Below are 18235 nucleotides of genomic sequence, written 5' to 3'. Positions count from 1 at the left end.
CCGGACATATAAGACACCAAGTTTGGCAGCTTATATCAAAATGCAATACAACAAAAAATCGGCGCTAGAAGCGCCGATTTCACTATTTGCAAAGTAATAGCTTTCGCAATAAAACTAAACGTCTAGGTTAGCCACGTTAAGCGCGTTAGACTCAATAAAGTCACGACGAGGCTCAACTTGATCACCCATCAAACAGGTGAATAGCTGATCGGCGCCAATCGCATCTTCGATGGTCACTTGCAACATACGGCGTGATTCAGGATCCATTGTCGTTTCCCACAATTGCTCAGGGTTCATCTCACCCAATCCCTTATAACGCTGGATATATTGACCACGCTTAGACTCGCTCATTAACCATTCTAGCGCTTCAACAAAGCTACTAACGTCTTTAGTACGCTCACCACGCTGAACATAGCCACTCTCTTCAATTAGCCCGCTGATCTCAGCGCCTAACTTAACAATTGTCGCGTAGTCGTTAGACTGGAAGAAGTCATACGTGAACAAGAAGTGAGTATCAATACCATGCTTACGGATCGTAATCTTTGGCAGGTAAACTTGACGCTCAGGATCAAGTACTGGTTCAGCACTATATAAAATACCACCAGTCTCTTTCTCTTCTAGCGCAGTAACAAAAGTGTCAGACCAAACTTTAACTTGTGCTTCGTCACTCAACATTTCATTAGTCAATGCTGGGTGGTATAGCATCAAATCGGTAATGTTAGTTGGGTAACGTTGTTCTAGACGCTCAATAATAGCTTCCACTTCACGATACTGATTAACCAATGCTTCTAATGGCAGACCCGATATGCCAGGTGCACCTTGTGCTGGATAAACATTTGCATTATCGAGTGCTTGAGTCGTTAGGTACTCAGTCAATGCAGGATCATCTTTCAGATACTGCTCTTGCTTACCCTTCTTAACTTTGTACAAAGGTGGTTGTGCAATATAGATATAACCACGTTCGATAAGCTCAGGCATTTGACGGAAAAAGAAGGTCAATAGCAAGGTACGAATGTGCGAGCCATCGACGTCGGCATCGGTCATGATGACGATGTTATGGTAACGCGTCTTATCTGGATCATATTCGTCACGACCAATACCACAACCTAAAGCGGTAATTAGCGTGGCAACTTCTTGCGAAGATAACATCTTATCAAAACGTGCTTTTTCAACGTTTAAGATCTTACCTTTAAGTGGCAGAATCGCTTGGTTCTTACGGTTACGTCCCTGCTTGGCTGATCCGCCAGCAGAGTCCCCTTCCACTATGTAGATTTCAGAAAGACCAGGGTCTTTCTCTTGGCAATCGGCCAATTTACCAGGCAAACCACCTAAATCGAGTGCACCTTTGCGGCGGGTCATTTCACGGGCTTTACGCGCCGCTTCACGAGCACGAGCAGCATCAATAATCTTACCAACAATCAGCTTAGCTTCGTTTGGATGTTCCATTAGGTAATCACCTAACTGCTCACCCATTGTTTGCTCTACAGCAGACTTAACTTCGCTTGATACCAACTTGTCTTTAGTCTGTGAACTGAACTTAGGATCCGGTACTTTAACAGAGATAACAGCAGTCAAACCTTCACGAGCATCATCACCGGTTGCGCCAGTCTTGCCCTTCTTGTTAAAACCTTCACGTTCCATGTAGTTGTTCAAGTTACGAGTCAACGCACCACGGAAGCCCGCTAAGTGAGTACCACCATCGCGCTGTGGGATGTTGTTAGTGAAACAGAAGATGTTCTCTTGGAAGCCATCATTCCACTGCATCGCCACTTCAACGGTAATACCGTCATCGCGCTCTTGAATAAAGTGGAATACCTCTTTATTTACTGGTGTTTTGTTAACGTTTAAGTAGTCAACAAATGCACTGATACCACCATCGTACTTGAAGAACTCATCACGGTTGTCACGTTCATCAATTAGACGAATACCAACACCAGAGTTAAGGAAAGACAGCTCACGAACACGCTTTGCAAGAATGTCAAAATGGAACTCAACATCGGTAAAAGTATCTGGGCTAGGCCAGAATCTTAGTTCTGTACCGGTATTGATTGCATCGCCAATCTCTTTAATAGGCTCATCAGGTATGCCGTGAGTGTAAAACTGCTCATATAACTTACCCTCACGACGAACAGTCAACTGCAACTTGTGTGATAGTGCATTTACTACCGATACACCTACACCATGCAAACCGCCTGATACTTTATAAGAGTTATCATCGAACTTACCACCAGCATGCAGTACCGTCATAATAACTTCTGCAGCCGACACACCCTCTTCAGGGTGGATCTCAACAGGAATACCACGGCCATCATCTTTTACTGATACAGAACCATCGGCATGAATGGTAATAATGACGTCGTTACAGTGGCCCGCTAGCGCTTCATCGATAGAGTTATCGACCACTTCGAATACCATGTGATGTAGACCGGTGCCATCATCGGTATCACCGATGTACATTCCAGGTCTCTTACGTACCGCATCAAGGCCTTTTAATACCTTAATACTCGAAGAATCATAACTATTCTCTGACATATTATTCTCTCGTCGGTTATTCAATTACCGTTACACGCCCATGTTCCACATGGAACATCTTACTTGGCGGCGTGATTAACGAATCAACTATGGCTGCAGGTTCAATTGCCGTGACAAAAACTTGTGCGCCGGTATCTGCTAACTGCTGCAGCAATAGTTTCCTATGCTGTGCATCCAACTCCGATGGAAGGTCATCCACCAGATAAATACTTTTTTTATCTATTTGTTGTTTGAGCAACTTTCCTTGTGCAATACGCAATGCACAGACTAACAATTTTAACTGTCCACGGGACAAAGCATCTTGTGCAGGTAGAGTTCCTACCCGCAACCTTAAGTCCGCTTTATGAGGTCCGCTAACGGTAAAGCCTGTGGCTAAATCTCTGGGATACTGCGTCTCGAGCAGCTGTGCATACTCTGTTTTACTATCCCATCCTCGGGTAAAAGAAACCTTAACATCAACCTGAGGTAAAAACTCTTCGATTATACCCTTAAGTAGCTCATTTAACGAGTCTACATATTGCTTTCGTATCTCAGTAACCAGTTCAGCATAACGAATAAATTCTTTATCCCAAAATTGAATCGAACTATAGGGTGATTCGTCTCTGAGTAACTGATTTCTTTGCTTCAAAATACGTCGTACATTCACCCATGCAGCATAAAAGCGAGGGTCGGAATGAAACGCGCCCCAATCTATAAACTGACGTCTAGATTTTGGACCTTCAAAAAGCAACGAAAAGCTTTCCGGGGTAATAACTTGAATCGGTAATGTTTCAGCTAACGTCGATAGTCGCTTTACTTTATCACCATTAATTTTAACTTCAATCTCACCGCTTCTAAAACGTCTGAGACCAATTTTACTCTCATCCTCAGCACTCACCATATTGGCAAACAAAGTCAGTGCATCAGTATCATTCTGAATAACTCGTTGCGATAAATGGCTGCGAAAAGAGCGCCCCATTCCTAAAAAGTAAATAGCCTCTAAAATGCTGGTCTTGCCACTACCGTTCTGGCCATAAATAACATTTAGCCCTTCACCTGGCTGCAACTGCGCCGAGCTAATATTACGGAATGCTTCAATATGAAGACGGTTAAGACTCATTGATACCTTTTAACGCTGCGGGGACAAAAATTTAAGAAGTGGTATTTATACCAGATAAAGCCGACGGAGTGTCTTAGAAACTTTATCTGGTATCTAAAGCAGAGTAATACAGCCTGCTACAAACGCATAGGCATGACGACATACATAGAGTCTTGCTCTATGTGGTTGTCGATAAGCGCACTAGAGTTGCCATCAATTAACGTGATACGCACGTCATCAGACGGTAGGTTGTTTAGTACGTCAAGCAAATAGCTGACGTTAAAACCAATCTCTAACGGGGTGTTTTCGTATTCAACGTCTAAGATCTCTTCCGCTTCTTCCTGTTCAGGGTTATTAGCAGTGATCTTAATGAGGTTATTCTCTAACTGTACACGCACACCACGAAACTTTTCATTAGACAGAATAGAAGCGCGCAGTAAAGCCTGTTTAAGTTGCTGGCGACTCGCGATAACAATCTTATCGCCGCCTTTTGGCAACACACGGCGATAATCAGGGAAACGACCATCAACTAGCTTACTGGTAAATACAGCAGTGGCAGTGGTCGCTCTAATAGCATTATCGCCAATAGCGATGGTGACATCTAAGTCATCACCTTCAAATGAACGCATAAGCTCTAGTACGCCTTTACGCGGCACAATCACCTGCTTTTCAGGTAAAGAAGCTTCGATCATTCGATGGCTCAACGCCAAACGATGACCATCTGTCGCAATAGCGCGTAAAACGTTGCCTTCTGTCTCTAACAGCAAACCATTGAGGTAATAACGCACATCTTGGTTAGCCATTGAGAATTGAGTCGCATCAATCAAGGACTTCATGGTGCCTTGTTTGAGGGTAAACTCGATTTCAGCTTCAAATGCTTCTACATTCGGGTACTCTTCCGCAGGCAAAGTTGCCAAGGTAAAGCGGCTACGACCAGAACGTAACAATAGACGGTTTTCTTGTTGCTCTATTTTAAGCTCAACCTGATCAGGTAAAGACTTAACAATATCTAGGAATTTCTTAGCGGGTACAGTTGTACGACCTTCAAGTACTTCACCTTCAAGTTGCACTTCACCGACCAATTCAACTTCTAAATCGGTACCGGTTAACTTTAGTGAGTGAGCACTTACTTCTACCAAGAGGTTTGCCAGAATAGGCAAGTTGTGTCGTCTTTCCACTGCGCCACTGACTAACTGCAGTGGCTTTAATAGGGCGTCCCTATCAATAGAAAATTTCATTGGTTTCAAATCCCTGATATTAAGAAGATAAGGTTCTTATCAAGTTAGCATAATCTTCTTTAATGTCATGACTTTCTTCACGCAACTGCGCAATTTTACGACATGCATGTAAAACAGTTGTATGGTCACGACCACCAAATGCATCGCCAATTTCTGGCAAGCTCTGGTTAGTAAGTTCTTTTGATAATGCCATCGCCATCTGTCTTGGACGCGCCACGCTACGTGAACGACGCTTGGACAACATATCGGCCATCTTAATCTTGTAGTATTCAGCAACGGTCTTTTGAATATTATCGATAGTAACCAGCTTCTCTTGCAACGCCAGTAAGTCACGCAGTGCTTCACGCACAAAATCGATAGTAATCGGACGACCTGTAAAGTTGGCATTGGCAATAACACGGTTTAACGCGCCTTCGAGCTCACGAACATTCGAACGTAAACGCTTAGCAATAAAGAATGCCACTTCATCAGGCAGGTTAATGCCACTCTCTTGTGCTTTACGCATCAAGATCGCCACACGGGTTTCTAGCTCCGGTGGCTCAATAGCAACCGTTAGACCCCAACCAAATCGAGATTTAAGACGATCTTCAACACCGTCGATCTCTTTCGGGTATTTGTCAGAGGTCAAAATGATCTGATGGTTACCCTCTAACAATGCATTAAAGGTATGGAAGAATTCTTCTTGAGATCGATCTTTGTTAGCAAAGAATTGAATGTCATCAATAAACAGAGCATCGACACTGCGGTAGTAACGCTTAAACTCTTCAATCGCGTTGTTTTGCAGGGCTTTAACCATATCCTGTACAAAACGCTCTGAATGCATATAAACCACTTTTGCATCTGGCTTGTTCTTAATAATGCCATTACCCACGGCGTGCAGTAGATGGGTTTTACCCAAACCAGTACCACCGTAAAGGAACAATGGGTTATAAGCACCGCCGGGATTTTCAGATACTTGTAGCGCTGCCGCTTTACCTAGCTGGTTTGACTTACCTTCTACGAAGTTATCAAACTGGTAGGTTGGATTAATATTACTGCGATGGTTAGCTGTAATAGCAGGCTCAGCTTGAGGGGCATTAAAAGTAGGTCTTTCTACCGCTTTGCTTGCTGCAGGTCTAGGTCTAATAGCCGCTGTAGCCTGAACAACTGGCTTAGCAGACGGACGACTACCGATGTCAAAACGCAAATTAGGCGCGTCAGCTCCCATCTGCTCAGTAAAAAACTGGTTGATGATATTAAGGTATTTATCTCTAACCCAATCTAAAACGAAACGGTTAGGTGCATAGATGACAAGCGTATCGCCTTCCATTTCTGCCTGTAACGGTCTTATCCACATACTGAATTGCTGAGCAGAAAGCTCATCTTGCAGCCTTGCGATACATTGTTGCCAAAGTGAAACCGCCACGTACTTATCCCCAAAAGATCATACAAAAGAGGTGTATTCTATAGTGAGATCACGCTGATCGCTATCCTTTACGTATATTTATCCCCAGATAGATCAATGAAACGATAAGATCACGATCTTAAGCGATCGCTGACGATCAAAAAAATAGCAGAAACCCTCAAAACCAGCTTTATAAAGCGATCCAGATCGATCTATAATAGACACGCTTCGATCTAATTTCTTATCTACTAAACCACAAGATGTAGTGGTAACTCACAGAGTTATCCACAAATCCTAGTAGCTTTTTACTTTCGAAGAAATAACCAAGATGGCATTATTTAATCACTTGAGTCGATTCCTTATTGACGTACATAGTTAAAGTGATTACAATTCGGCCTCTTTTTTGCCCTTACCTCTATTTTGTAGAGAATAAGGTTTATTAACCTAACAAAGACGGATTGCCATAATGAGTAAACGTACTTTTCAACCTAGCAACCTGAAGCGCAAGCGTTCTCACGGCTTCCGCGCTCGTATGGCTACTGTAGGTGGCCGTAAGGTCATCGCACGTCGCCGTGCTAAAGGTCGCGCTCGTCTTTCTGCTTAATAAGTAGAGATGCAAGTGACTAGCTATACCTTTACGCGGGAGTTACGTCTGTTAACTCCCGCGCAATTTAAATCTGTTTTTACCAAACCTATCAAAGCGTCTTCCGCTGAAATAACCCTACTTGCAATTCCTAATTCTGAACAGCATCCTCGTTTGGGGTTAACTGTTGCTAAGCGTTACGTAAAAAAAGCTCACCAACGAAATAAAATCAAACGTATCATTAGAGATAATTTTCGTTTGCATCAGCATGAACTACCCGCTGTAGATATCGTTGTGCTTGTCAGAAATGGCGTGCTTGATATGGAAAACGCAGAACTCAAAAAATTGGTAGAAAAGCTATGGCGAAAACTCTCTCGCCGTTACAATGGCTAGCAACTGCGATTATTCGTGGCTACCAAGTACTAATAAGTCCCATGCTGGGACCTCGTTGTAGGTTCAATCCGACGTGTTCACATTACGCAATAGAAGCAATTCGTTTGCATGGAGTTGTGAAAGGGTGTTGGTTTGCAGCGAAACGCATATTAAAATGTCACCCTTTACATCCGGGCGGAGAAGATCCCGTCCCTCACAAAAAACATAGGTGCGATAAATAGGCTATGGAATCTCAACGCAATATATTGCTTATCGGTCTGCTTTTTGTCAGCTTTTTACTATGGCAACAATGGCAAGCAGATAAAGCTCCTCAACCGGTTGCTCAAACGCAATCTTCAGTAGCAGCGTCTACTGTTGCGGATGCTCACAGTTCAGATGTACCTGATGCAGACTCTGCATTACCTGAAACTGTTACAGCATCTAAAGAGTTAATCACTGTCACTACAGACCAATTTATTCTTAAAATTGATCCAGTTGGCGGTGACATCGTTCATTCCGCACTGCTTTCTCATAAACTTGAGCAAGATGGTGATGACCCATTTGTACTACTTGAGCAAACAAACGATATTTATTATATCGCTCAAAGTGGTCTAATCGGTCGTGATGGTATTGATAGTAGTACTACTGGTCGCGCACATTTCGATAGCGCTTCTCGTGAGTATGACCTAGCAGGTCAAGATACGTTAGAGGTTCCTTTAACTTATTTAGCTGCTAACGGTGTTACTTATACCAAGCTATTTACCTTCTACCGCGGCAAGCATAATGTTGATGTTGATTACAAAATCAACAACACTTCTGATGCGCAGCTACAAGTTCAGATGTATGGACAGATCAAGCACAGCATCAAGAAAAGCGAAAGTAGCATGATGATGCCAACTTATCGTGGTGCGGCTTTCTCAACAGCAGATACTCGCTATGAGAAATACAGCTTCGACGACATGGCTGACAAGAACCTAAACAAGTCGACACTTGGTGGCTGGGTAGCAATGCTACAGCACTACTTTGTATCAGCTTGGGTGCCACCAGAAAATGATAAGAACATTATCTTTTCAAGTGTGAGTGCTGGTGGTTTAGCTAATATCGGTTTCCGCGGCGCACTCTATGATATTGCACCAGGTGCTGAACAATCGATTAAAGCTCAATTCTATGTTGGTCCTAAAGATCAAGAAGCGCTATCTGCACTTTCTGAGTCATTGAACCTAGTAGTTGATTACGGCTTCCTATGGTGGTTAGCAATCCCAATTCACTGGTTATTGATGTTCTATCAATCATTTGTGGGTAACTGGGGTGTGGCTATTATCCTTATTACGCTTACTGTTCGTGGCATGTTATACCCACTAACTAAAGCGCAATACACTTCAATGGCTAAGATGCGTAACTTGCAACCAAAACTCGCTGATATGAAAGAGCGTTTTGGTGATGACCGTCAGAAGATGGGGCAAGCTATGATGGAACTGTACAAGAAAGAGAAAGTAAACCCCATGGGTGGCTGTCTTCCAATCTTGCTACAGATGCCAATTTTCATCGCACTATACTGGGTGTTGCTTGAAAGCTACGAGCTACGTCACGCACCATTCATGTTATGGATCACCGATTTATCGGTACAAGATCCATACTATGTCATGCCTATCTTGATGGGTGTATCGATGTTTATTATGCAGAAGATGCAACCAATGGCACCGACTATGGACCCAATGCAAGTTAAGATGATGCAGTGGATGCCAGTTATCTTTACCGTATTCTTCCTATGGTTCCCAGCAGGTCTGGTTCTATACTGGTTGGTAGGTAACTTAGTCGCGATTACCCAGCAGAAGATTATCTATGCTGGACTGGAGAAAAAAGGGTTAAAATAATCCCTTAGCTCCGACTAACAAAAAGCGGTCTAATACTCAGTATTGACCGCTTTTTTGCTATCTATGTAGAGACAATACTTTTAACTTCACTCTGAAAACAGATTAGGAAACACAGTAATGACAACAGATACTATCGTGGCACAAGCGACCGCTCCAGGGCGTGGCGGTGTAGGTATTATTCGCGTATCTGGCGACTTAGCGAGCAATGTTGCTATGGCGGTACTTGGGCATATCCCTAAAACCCGTTATGCCGATTACTGTGACTTTAAAGATCAACAAGGCGACGTTATTGACCAAGGTATTGCGCTGTACTTTAAAGGCCCTAATTCATTTACCGGTGAAGATGTTCTTGAGCTGCAGGGCCATGGCGGTCAAATCGTACTTGATATGTTAATTAAGCGCGTGATGGAAACCCAAGGTTTACGCATCGCCAAACCAGGCGAGTTCAGTGAGCAAGCCTTTATGAACGATAAGCTCGACCTAACGCAAGCAGAAGCGATTGCCGACCTTATTGATGCAACCAGCGAACAAGCCGCTAAAAGCGCGTTAAACTCGCTACAGGGCGAGTTCTCGACCCAAGTACATGAACTCGTCGAACAGGTCACGAATCTACGTCTATACGTCGAGGCAGCCATTGATTTCCCCGACGAAGAGGTCGACTTCCTTTCTGACGGTAAAATATCTGGCTCACTCAACCGTATCATCACCAAACTCGATACCGTTCAAGCAAGTGCCAAGCAGGGCTCTATCATTCGTGAAGGGATGAAAGTGGTGATTGCTGGTCGTCCAAATGCCGGTAAATCAAGCCTACTAAACGCTTTAGCAGGTAAAGAGTCTGCCATTGTCACCGAAATTGCCGGTACCACTCGTGATGTACTGCGTGAACATATCCACCTAGACGGTATGCCATTGCATATCATCGATACCGCTGGTCTGCGTGATACCGCTGATACCGTTGAGAAAATTGGTATAGAGCGCGCATGGGATGAGATCAAAACGGCGGATCAAGTGCTGTTTATGGTTGATGGCACCACGACTACCGCAGTTGATCCACACGAGATTTGGCCAGATTTCATCGATCGCTTACCTAAAAATTTAGGGGTTACCGTGGTACGTAACAAAGCCGATCTCACCGGTGAGACATTGGATATAACCGAAGAAGCTGGCCATCCTGTTCACCGCATCTCAGCCAAAACAGGTTTAGGCGTAGCAGCATTGCAACAACACCTAAAATCTTTAATGGGTTATCAAAGTAACCTCGAAGGTGGATTTATCGCCCGTCGCCGCCACCTAGAAGCACTCGACCTTGCAAGTAGCCACTTAGATTTAGGTAGAGAGCAACTAGAAGTTTATCAAGCTGGTGAATTACTCGCGGAAGAGTTAAGAATGGCACAGCTAGCTTTATCGGAAATCACCGGTAAATTTACCTCTGATGACTTACTTGGAAAAATCTTTAGCTCTTTCTGTATCGGTAAGTAAACAATTCCTCTTTGTAACCAACTCTAAGCAGTAATTACCGCTTTAAGATAAGGTGAATTTAGATCATATATTAAGATCTAGATTCATCTTCACCCCACCCTGTAAGCCTAAATTTACAGTGCGATCGCAAATGGATCGTCTACTGTAAACCTCAGCATATCTACTGCTAAAGCAAGATCGTTAATCACAAGTATCAACAGAGATATCAACAAGCAAGCACGATCTGTGGACAGATCTAAAACCTTTTAACAATAACCGAATAAGTTATTGTTTTATAATGATTAAGCATTATAAACTCTAGATCAAGATCCAAAAAAAACAAGCTTAAAATGGATCTTTCTCGATAAGTTATACTCAGAAAAAAAATAGTTAAAAATTAAACCTGTGTAAAAGTGGATTTCCTGTGGTTAAAATCAGCATTTAGTGCTAACGATCTTTTCAACGAGATCGCAAACCTAGATGAGCTAGTTATTTTACATCAACCACACGACTAGCTTTGCGATATTGGATCTTCCAACCTAGCCAACGAGGTAACTCCCAGCGTTTAGGACCCTGTTTACGGCTGCCGTTTAAGTAGTCGAGTAGCACCAACTTTCGTTTAGGCTCATAACTCACAGCGAGCTTAAGTTCTGCTAGCGCTAATTGAGCAGGATAAAGACCATCAAACTCTTCACGTTGCCAATCAGGAATACCTTCAAATAGTAGATCTTCAGCTTCAACCAAAGCTAAATCTTCAAAGCTCTCCACCCCTAGCTGAACGAGCTTTTGTTTAAGATAGGGTTCAAGCACCAAAGACTGATTAATTTCACTGTCAAACTCAGTGGTTTTTCCTAGCGCAAACCATATATTCCAAGCCGCTATATCTGCGGTTAAACGCTTAGCAATACCTGCAAACTCTCGCCCTTGAATAATACTGCGTGTAATCGCATCTATCGCCTGTTCGCCCGATGCGCGCTCAAACCGAGAATCTATCACTCTGCCAGCATATATTCGCTCTATCAGCACTTTATGGGTCGCCGCCTGCTCTTTGTTTTCTGCCAGTCTATCTTCACCTAAACCAGCTTGATAAAGCAGTTCTGTTGAAATGGGTGCCATTACAGAAGCCAGATTTAGCGTCTGCTTTACTCCTTTACCTGCCAGTGAGTGTTGATCAAACACCACTGCTGCAATGGCAGCATCCTTACCGGAAAAATCTTTAAGTTCGGGACTAAAACGGCTATCTCGGCCAATCTGCACTTCGCTAAAACCATTGCCCAACGCCTGTACTCGTTTAACACGTCGAATAAAAGCAAGTTCAGGTAATGCTTTTACTACCGCCAGTAACCAACGGCTTCGCAACGCTTCTGATTTGTGGTCTAGCACCACCGCTTTATGTAAACTCTCTAAACCTAAGCCTTGTCTTATCTGGTTAGCTAAGCGACGCGCCTCTTTTACCGCATGCTGTTCAATATCAATAGAATCAACCGCTGGCTCGCGCAGCAGTTTAATTAAGGTAAAAGCATCGCAGCCCAGTGGCTCCCAATCATGTAGCGACTTAATGTCATATTCTGCACTAGGTTGCTGGTACAAACGCTGCGGCACACTAATAGCGGCCGCCAAATCGACCATTAACTCTGTGCACTCAATATCGGGCATAGCACTAATCAAATGGGCAAACTGAGTATCTATCGGTAATGGAAACAGCTTTCTACCATGAGCAGTGACTTGCCCTTGAGCATCAATCGCCCCCATAGCCAACAAGCGCTCATGGGCAATAGCGAGCGGCTTAATGCCAATAGCATCAACAAAAACTAAATCGGCTAGCTTCATATCGCTACAAGCTGCTGCCAGCATAGGTTCCACCAGTTCTTCACGCTGCAGTTCTGGCGGTGTCATCGCCTCCATCGGCGCATGCTCGCCCCACAAGCGCACACACAAACCCGCTTGCGTACGACCTGCACGGCCTTTGCGCTGCTCGCTGCTGGCCCTTGATATTCGTGCAAGCGACAACACAGTACGACCATTACGCTGATGAGTACGGCGCTCAAGCCCAGAATCAATCACCGCCGTAACACCTGGGATAGTTAACGAGGTTTCAGCAATATTAGTAGCGAAAATAATTCGTTGCTTATCGGAGCTTGCCAGTAATGCTTGTTGTTCTGTCGCCGAAATGCCGCCATGCAATGCCACTAAATAGATGTCTGCCGCGTTGTCGCTAGATAAAGAAGATAACGACTGACAAGCTTGTAAACACTGTTTAATCTCTTTTTTACCCGGTAAAAATACTAAAATGTCACCGGCTGTTTGACTGAGTAACGAGCTAACGGCCGCTTTTACTTTTTGCTCGATACCGCTGATATCCGCTAACTGCTGACTATCGCTTGACTGGTACGTTAGTTCCACGTGAAACATATTACCTTTTGCCAACAACCTCTTTGAATTAACTCCAATAGAATCAGACAGGTAGTCATTTAGTCTTGCACCGTCAATGGTTGCTGATGTCAAAATCAAACGATGTTGAGCGCGCTGTTTAAGTAGCGCTAATAGCAGATCGGTATCCCAACGGCGCTCATGAAACTCATCAATAATCACCGTATCAAAACAAGCTAAGCCCGCCTTTTCATCCTGACCATCTAGTACCATAGACAGCCAGCGCAGCGCAATACCTGGGGTTACAAAGGCAATATCAGTGTTTTCATCAACAGTAGAATCAAAGCGAATAGCATGACCAACATTTAAATGATTATAATCAGTATCTTGCTTAGCTGACTCGCCCACAAAAGCTGCCAGTGCCAAACACGCCACTCGCCGTGGCTCAACCACCAACACCCTCTTCTTATTCCCTTGCCCATCAGCTTCAGTACACCACAGTGGTAAACGAGTCGACTTGCCCGAGCCTGTATCAGACTCAACCACTAAGTGATTGTCTTTAATAGAAGATTTAAACTCTTGGTAGAGAGCGTCTATAGGAAGTGTTAGTTTTTCTAAAATGGGCATACTAATATTCTGAACAATAAAGTTGAAACTATAATAACGCGTAGCTCAGGAAATTAGGTATATCCTGACAAATTAAAGATCAATAAATATGGTGATATTACTATTCAGTAATAACTTGCATTAGATAGGTTTCCTGGCATAGTTTATATCAATATAGATGGCCAGAGTTTTTCAATGCAAACAGGTATTTACGAACAGCTTATAACTAAAGTTATTAGCCATAAGTTAGATAAAAACAAGTTCTTTATCGCAGAAAGAAATATGGATACAACAGAGCAAACTCTCTGGCTTACTCGCGCTTTAGTAAAGGTATTCCACCTTGCAATATCTGAATCAAAAAATACGAAAGATTCTCCGTTAACCCAAATAGAGCTCGCTAATGAGCTTATCTACTGGCTCCAAGAAAGAATTGATAATCTCGACTTATCAAGTTTCACCATTAACCAGCCAGCAAAACTTCTTACTGCAATATTTGACAAACAAGATCCTGTTTCAGCTAAATTATCCGCACATATTGATAAAGTAACCCCTCTTACCGGTCTCACACAGAGTGAGTTGTTCTGCGGAAGTAACCAAGGAATTTCACTGGAAAGTGAAATAAAGCGTGAAATATTATCTTCTAATAGAATCTGCTGGATTGTTTCATTTATCAAATGGACCGGTCTCAGAATCTTCATGGATGAACTGCGAACTTTTTCGAGTAACAGCAAACATAAGCTTCAAATAATTACGACATCATATATGGGGGCGACAGATCTTAAAGCTGTGCAATGGTTAGCCCAACTTCCTAATACCGAAGTTAAACTAAGCTATAACCATAACCAAGAACGTCTCCATGCTAAGTCCTATTTGTTCATGCGAGATTCTGGATTTCATACTGGCTATATTGGCTCATCAAACCTTTCACGGTCCGCGTTAACAAATGGACTAGAGTGGAACTTGAAGATTACCAATCAAGAAATCCCACACATCATAGATAAAACATTCAGTACATTTGAAACATATTGGCAGCAACCTGAATTTGAGTTTTTCGATGGTTCAGAGAAAGCGAGCAACAAGCTAAAGCGGTCTCTTAGTGCTGGTCGTGGAGATAAAGATTTTTCAAGTACAGTATTCTTCGATTTAAGCCCTCATCAACATCAAATAGAAATTTTAGAACGTTTAGATTCAGAGCGGAATATTCATGGTCGAAATAGGAACCTGATTGTAGCTGCTACAGGTACTGGGAAAACCTTGATATCAGCTTTCGATTTCAAACGTTTCTATCAGAATAACCCGACGGCCAAAATTCTATTTATTGCTCATAGAGAAGAAATATTAAAACAGGCAATAGAAAGTTTTAGAGCTGTACTAAAACAACCTAATTTTGGTGAACTGTGGGTAGGACAACATAAACCAGATTCATACAATCACCTTTTTGCATCAATCCAGAGCTTCAATAATCAAATAAATAATATAAAGCTAAACTCAGACTATTATGATTTCATAGTGATTGACGAAGTTCATCATGTATCAGCTGATAGTTATCGAAAATTCATTAACCACTTTTCCCCTACTATTTTACTAGGGCTTACCGCTACCCCCGAACGTCATGACGGCAACAGCATATTAGGTGATTTTGAAGGGGTGATAGCTGCGGAACTCAGATTACCTGAAGCAATTAATCTAAGGCATTTATGTCCTTTTCAATATTTTGGTATAGATGATAATACCGACCTACGTCAGATAAAGTGGGAAAACGGCCGCTACAACCCAAGTGAGTTAACTCAACTCTATACCCAAAATGATCAAAGACTACAAAAAATACTGCAAAATATTGAAGAGCTTGTCACTAAGCCCTTAGAAATGCGTGCATTGGCTTTTTGTGTCAACCAAGATCATGCTCAATATATGGCAGAAAAGTTTTGTCTCAAAGGTATACCAAGTGCGGTACTTACCAGTAAAAACATTTCTGAAAGGCACGCAGTAAGACAAGAACTGCAGCGAGGTAATATTAATATCCTCTGCGTTGTAGATATATTCAATGAAGGCGTTGATATTCCAGAAATAGATACCCTACTCTTCTTACGACCAACAGAAAGTTTGACTATTTTTTTACAACAGCTAGGCAGAGGCTTACGCCACAGCGATGGTAAAGAGTGTGTCACAGTATTGGATTTTGTTGGTAATGCTAAAGCTGAATATGATTTCTCACAAAAATTTAGAGCTTTAATAGGAAAGACCCATACAGCCATAAGCAAAGAAATAGAGCATGGCTTTCCTCATCTTCCGCTTGGTTGTCACATCGAACTGCAGAAAAAAACCAAAGAAATAATTTTAACAAACATTAAGAAAGCCATATTAAATCAACAAAAACTAAAATCCCACATTGAGAACTTTCAACATCATACAAATCAAAAACTGACATTAAGTAATTTCTTAAATTTCTACACTAACATTCAAATACTTGATATTTACAAAAATAAGCCTAGTAAAGGTGGAGGGTGGACACGCCTTTTAAGTAATCTAAAACTAATACAAAAAGTAGATGAAACCCCTATAGCTGAAATTTATCACAAGGCTATTAGCAACAGCTTGATGAGATGTGATGCTAGAACTTATCTAACATTTATTCGTTCACTAGCAATTAATAACTTTAACTGGATAGATAATGGTGACCCAATAGAGCAAAAAATGGCCCTAATGTGTCACTATGATTTTTGGAATTGTGCTGGAGATAAGCTAGGTTATAAATCTTTATCTGAAAGCTTATCAGCACTTTACCATCCTGAATATAGAAATGAATTAATAGAAGTTATCAATTACTTATTAGATAATAACGATACTCAAATTCAAAAGTTTCACGCAGATTTTCCTTGCCCACTACAACTCAATGCTCGCTACACTCGAGAGCAAATAATTACAGGAATGGGTGGCTCAAGTTTTGAAAAACAAGCAGTGAGCCGCGAAGGAGTATTCAACTTAAGAGAGCTCAACGTAGAATTACTATTTGTCACGTTGCAAAAGTCAGATCAGCATTTTTCTCCTACGACGCTTTACCATGATTATGCAATGAGCCCTACTCAGTTCCATTGGCAAACTCAAAATTCAGCTAGACCAGATAAAGGCAAAGGATTGGCCTATATTCAACATAAAGATAGTGGCAAAAAAATCATGCTTTGGGTGCGAGAATCAAATAAAGACGAAAATGGAAATACGATGGGATTTGTGAACTTGGGATGGGTAAACTTAGCAGAGGCTTGCGGTTCACAACCAATGAACATCACTTGGGAATTGCATGAGCCAATGCCTAGTTACCTTTGGAAAGATGCAGCAAAATTAGCAAACAGTTAAATTCTAGTAGTAACCATCTACTTTCTAGATATAAGCGGCGAAAAATGCTATGTCCGTTAAAAAATGAATATTATCTTCGAACATACAGGCACTCTTTTTTAACAAAAATTAGGCATTTCCATTTGGATACGAAAATGCCTATAAAGCATATAGACATCCAAAATTTCCGTGCTAATTCAAACAGCACTTCTTGTATTTTTTGCCGCTGCCACAGGGGCAAGGATCATTGCGACCTGCTTGAATATCGGCGATAAAAGGCAGCTTAGCATCGAGGCTTTCAAAGTAGCTATCGTCAATTTCCCTAGGCGAACTCATTAGGTCATCGAAAACGGCCATAAGATCATCATCATTCATCTCTGACTCTGAGTTAAATCCAGTCCACTGGCTGAGGGAATCAATAACATCATAATCTGCGCTTATTAGGCCACTTTCCCATGCTGAATAGCCGATAGATTGATTATCCCAATCAAGGATGCACTGATTCTCAGCAGGACCTTCATCGATGAGCTTACTTTCTACATAACCTACAAACTGGTCATGATATTGATTAAACTTATTAGAAATTAATAGATTAATCAGCTCAAACAGAGTGATGGAGTGATCGTTTTCGACAAGATTATCGATAAAATCTGCAACGTATTGATCAAGTGTCGCTCTATCAATTTGGCTTGTATGTAATTGAGTAAACAATGCATTTAAAGCGGCTACTTTAACCATTTCGCCAGCTTGGTCAGAGTTAACCAAAAAGCACAGTTTTTCAGGCTGTCCTTGCGCCAAAATGTAGTAAGCGGTAGCAAGATCTGAAGCGATAAAATCTCCAAGCAGCGCTTCTAACGGACTATTACAATCATCTTTATTGGTAAGATTAATCAGAGAGTCTAAGCTGTTATATTGCTTACGATCGGCAATAAGACAGATGCCGAAAAAAAGCAGATTAGACTCTGTATCAGACAATGTCTCCTTAGCAATAAATCTTTGCATCAATGCTTCAATAACTGGCAGTAACTCAGACCACTGCAGCCTAGCCGCCTGTAGAGCACCAATGGGGAGTTCTGTTAAGTCGCCGCGACTCAAAGTGGTAATTATCTCATCTAATTTCATATTACATTCAAGGTAAAAGGTGATTATGGCTCATAGAGTAGCAAAAGAGCGCTACAAAGCCCCAAGTAAAATGGTTCTAACAACGGATAAGCCTATATTCAACATAAAGAGATGAGTAAAAAACTCATGCTTTGAGTGTATGAATCCAATAGAGCCGACAATGGGAGTACGATAGGAATGATAAGTTTGCTTAGGTCAACTTGGGAACTGTATGAATCTATTGTCAACGAGCCCTGGAAAATGCTGAAAAACAGGCCACTGGCGATGCTCTATTAATAACCTGAG

General features: G+C 42.0%; 12 protein-coding genes. 6 read left to right on the top strand and 6 right to left on the bottom strand.

The window, feature by feature from the left end; genetic code table 11:
- Window positions 1-114: 114 nt before the first annotated feature.
- The 4 genes from gyrB to dnaA form a co-directional block, all read right to left on the bottom strand.
- Window positions 115-2532, bottom strand: coding sequence for a DNA topoisomerase (ATP-hydrolyzing) subunit B (gene gyrB, locus K5R16_RS11770; protein ID WP_220737760.1), 2418 nt, complete (start codon window positions 2530-2532; stop codon window positions 115-117).
- 16 nt (window positions 2533-2548) lie between these two features.
- Complete coding sequence (recF, locus tag K5R16_RS11765; RefSeq protein ID WP_220737759.1) at window positions 2549-3631, bottom strand: DNA replication/repair protein RecF; 1083 nt, start codon at window positions 3629-3631, stop codon at window positions 2549-2551.
- Between the two features lie 116 nt (window positions 3632-3747).
- Window positions 3748-4848, bottom strand: a complete 1101-nt coding sequence (gene dnaN / locus K5R16_RS11760; protein ID WP_220737758.1) for a DNA polymerase III subunit beta — start codon at window positions 4846-4848, stop codon at window positions 3748-3750.
- A 19-nt stretch (window positions 4849-4867) separates the two neighbouring features.
- On the bottom strand, window positions 4868-6253 hold the full coding sequence (gene dnaA / locus K5R16_RS11755) for a chromosomal replication initiator protein DnaA (protein WP_220737757.1): 1386 nt from the start codon (window positions 6251-6253) through the stop codon (window positions 4868-4870).
- Between the two features lie 445 nt (window positions 6254-6698).
- On the opposite strand from dnaA, the gene rpmH reads away from it, so the two are divergent.
- The 5 genes from rpmH to mnmE all read left to right on the top strand — a co-directional run bounded on the left by rpmH (window position 6699) and on the right by mnmE (window position 10540).
- Complete coding sequence (gene rpmH / locus K5R16_RS11750; protein ID WP_011867659.1) at window positions 6699-6836, top strand: 50S ribosomal protein L34; 138 nt, start codon at window positions 6699-6701, stop codon at window positions 6834-6836.
- A 15-nt stretch (window positions 6837-6851) separates the two neighbouring features.
- Window positions 6852-7208 (top strand): ribonuclease P protein component, encoded by a 357-nt coding sequence (gene rnpA, locus K5R16_RS11745; protein WP_220737756.1) that lies wholly within the window; start codon window positions 6852-6854, stop codon window positions 7206-7208.
- Entirely contained in the window at window positions 7175-7429 is a 255-nt protein-coding gene (gene yidD / locus K5R16_RS11740) for a membrane protein insertion efficiency factor YidD (RefSeq protein WP_079891898.1), read from the top strand. The genes rnpA and yidD overlap by 34 nt, the downstream gene beginning before the upstream one ends.
- Before the next feature lie 3 nt (window positions 7430-7432).
- Window positions 7433-9061, top strand: coding sequence for a membrane protein insertase YidC (yidC, locus tag K5R16_RS11735; RefSeq protein ID WP_220737755.1), 1629 nt, complete (start codon window positions 7433-7435; stop codon window positions 9059-9061).
- A gap of 117 nt (window positions 9062-9178) precedes the next feature.
- Entirely contained in the window at window positions 9179-10540 is a 1362-nt protein-coding gene (mnmE, locus tag K5R16_RS11730) for a tRNA uridine-5-carboxymethylaminomethyl(34) synthesis GTPase MnmE (protein ID WP_220737754.1), read from the top strand.
- A gap of 468 nt (window positions 10541-11008) precedes the next feature.
- Here mnmE and K5R16_RS11725 read toward each other — a convergent pair whose 3' ends face one another.
- Window positions 11009-13516 (bottom strand): helicase-related protein, encoded by a 2508-nt coding sequence (locus K5R16_RS11725; RefSeq protein WP_220737753.1) that lies wholly within the window; start codon window positions 13514-13516, stop codon window positions 11009-11011.
- 174 nt (window positions 13517-13690) lie between these two features.
- Here K5R16_RS11725 and K5R16_RS11720 point away from each other — a divergent pair, with 174 nt between their 5' ends.
- Window positions 13691-16849 carry a DUF3427 domain-containing protein gene (locus K5R16_RS11720; RefSeq protein WP_220737752.1) on the top strand — a complete coding sequence of 1053 codons (3159 nt, stop codon included), beginning with the start codon at window positions 13691-13693 and terminating at the stop codon, window positions 16847-16849.
- Between the two features lie 171 nt (window positions 16850-17020).
- On the opposite strand, the gene K5R16_RS11715 is transcribed toward K5R16_RS11720, so the two are convergent.
- Window positions 17021-17950, bottom strand: a complete 930-nt coding sequence (locus K5R16_RS11715) for a DUF1186 domain-containing protein (protein ID WP_220737751.1) — start codon at window positions 17948-17950, stop codon at window positions 17021-17023.
- Window positions 17951-18235 lie beyond the last annotated feature (285 nt).

Source organism: Shewanella sp. c952, assembly GCF_019654975.1.
Lineage (GTDB): Bacteria > Pseudomonadota > Gammaproteobacteria > Enterobacterales > Shewanellaceae > Shewanella.
This window is presented reverse-complemented; position numbering and strand designations above follow the sequence as displayed.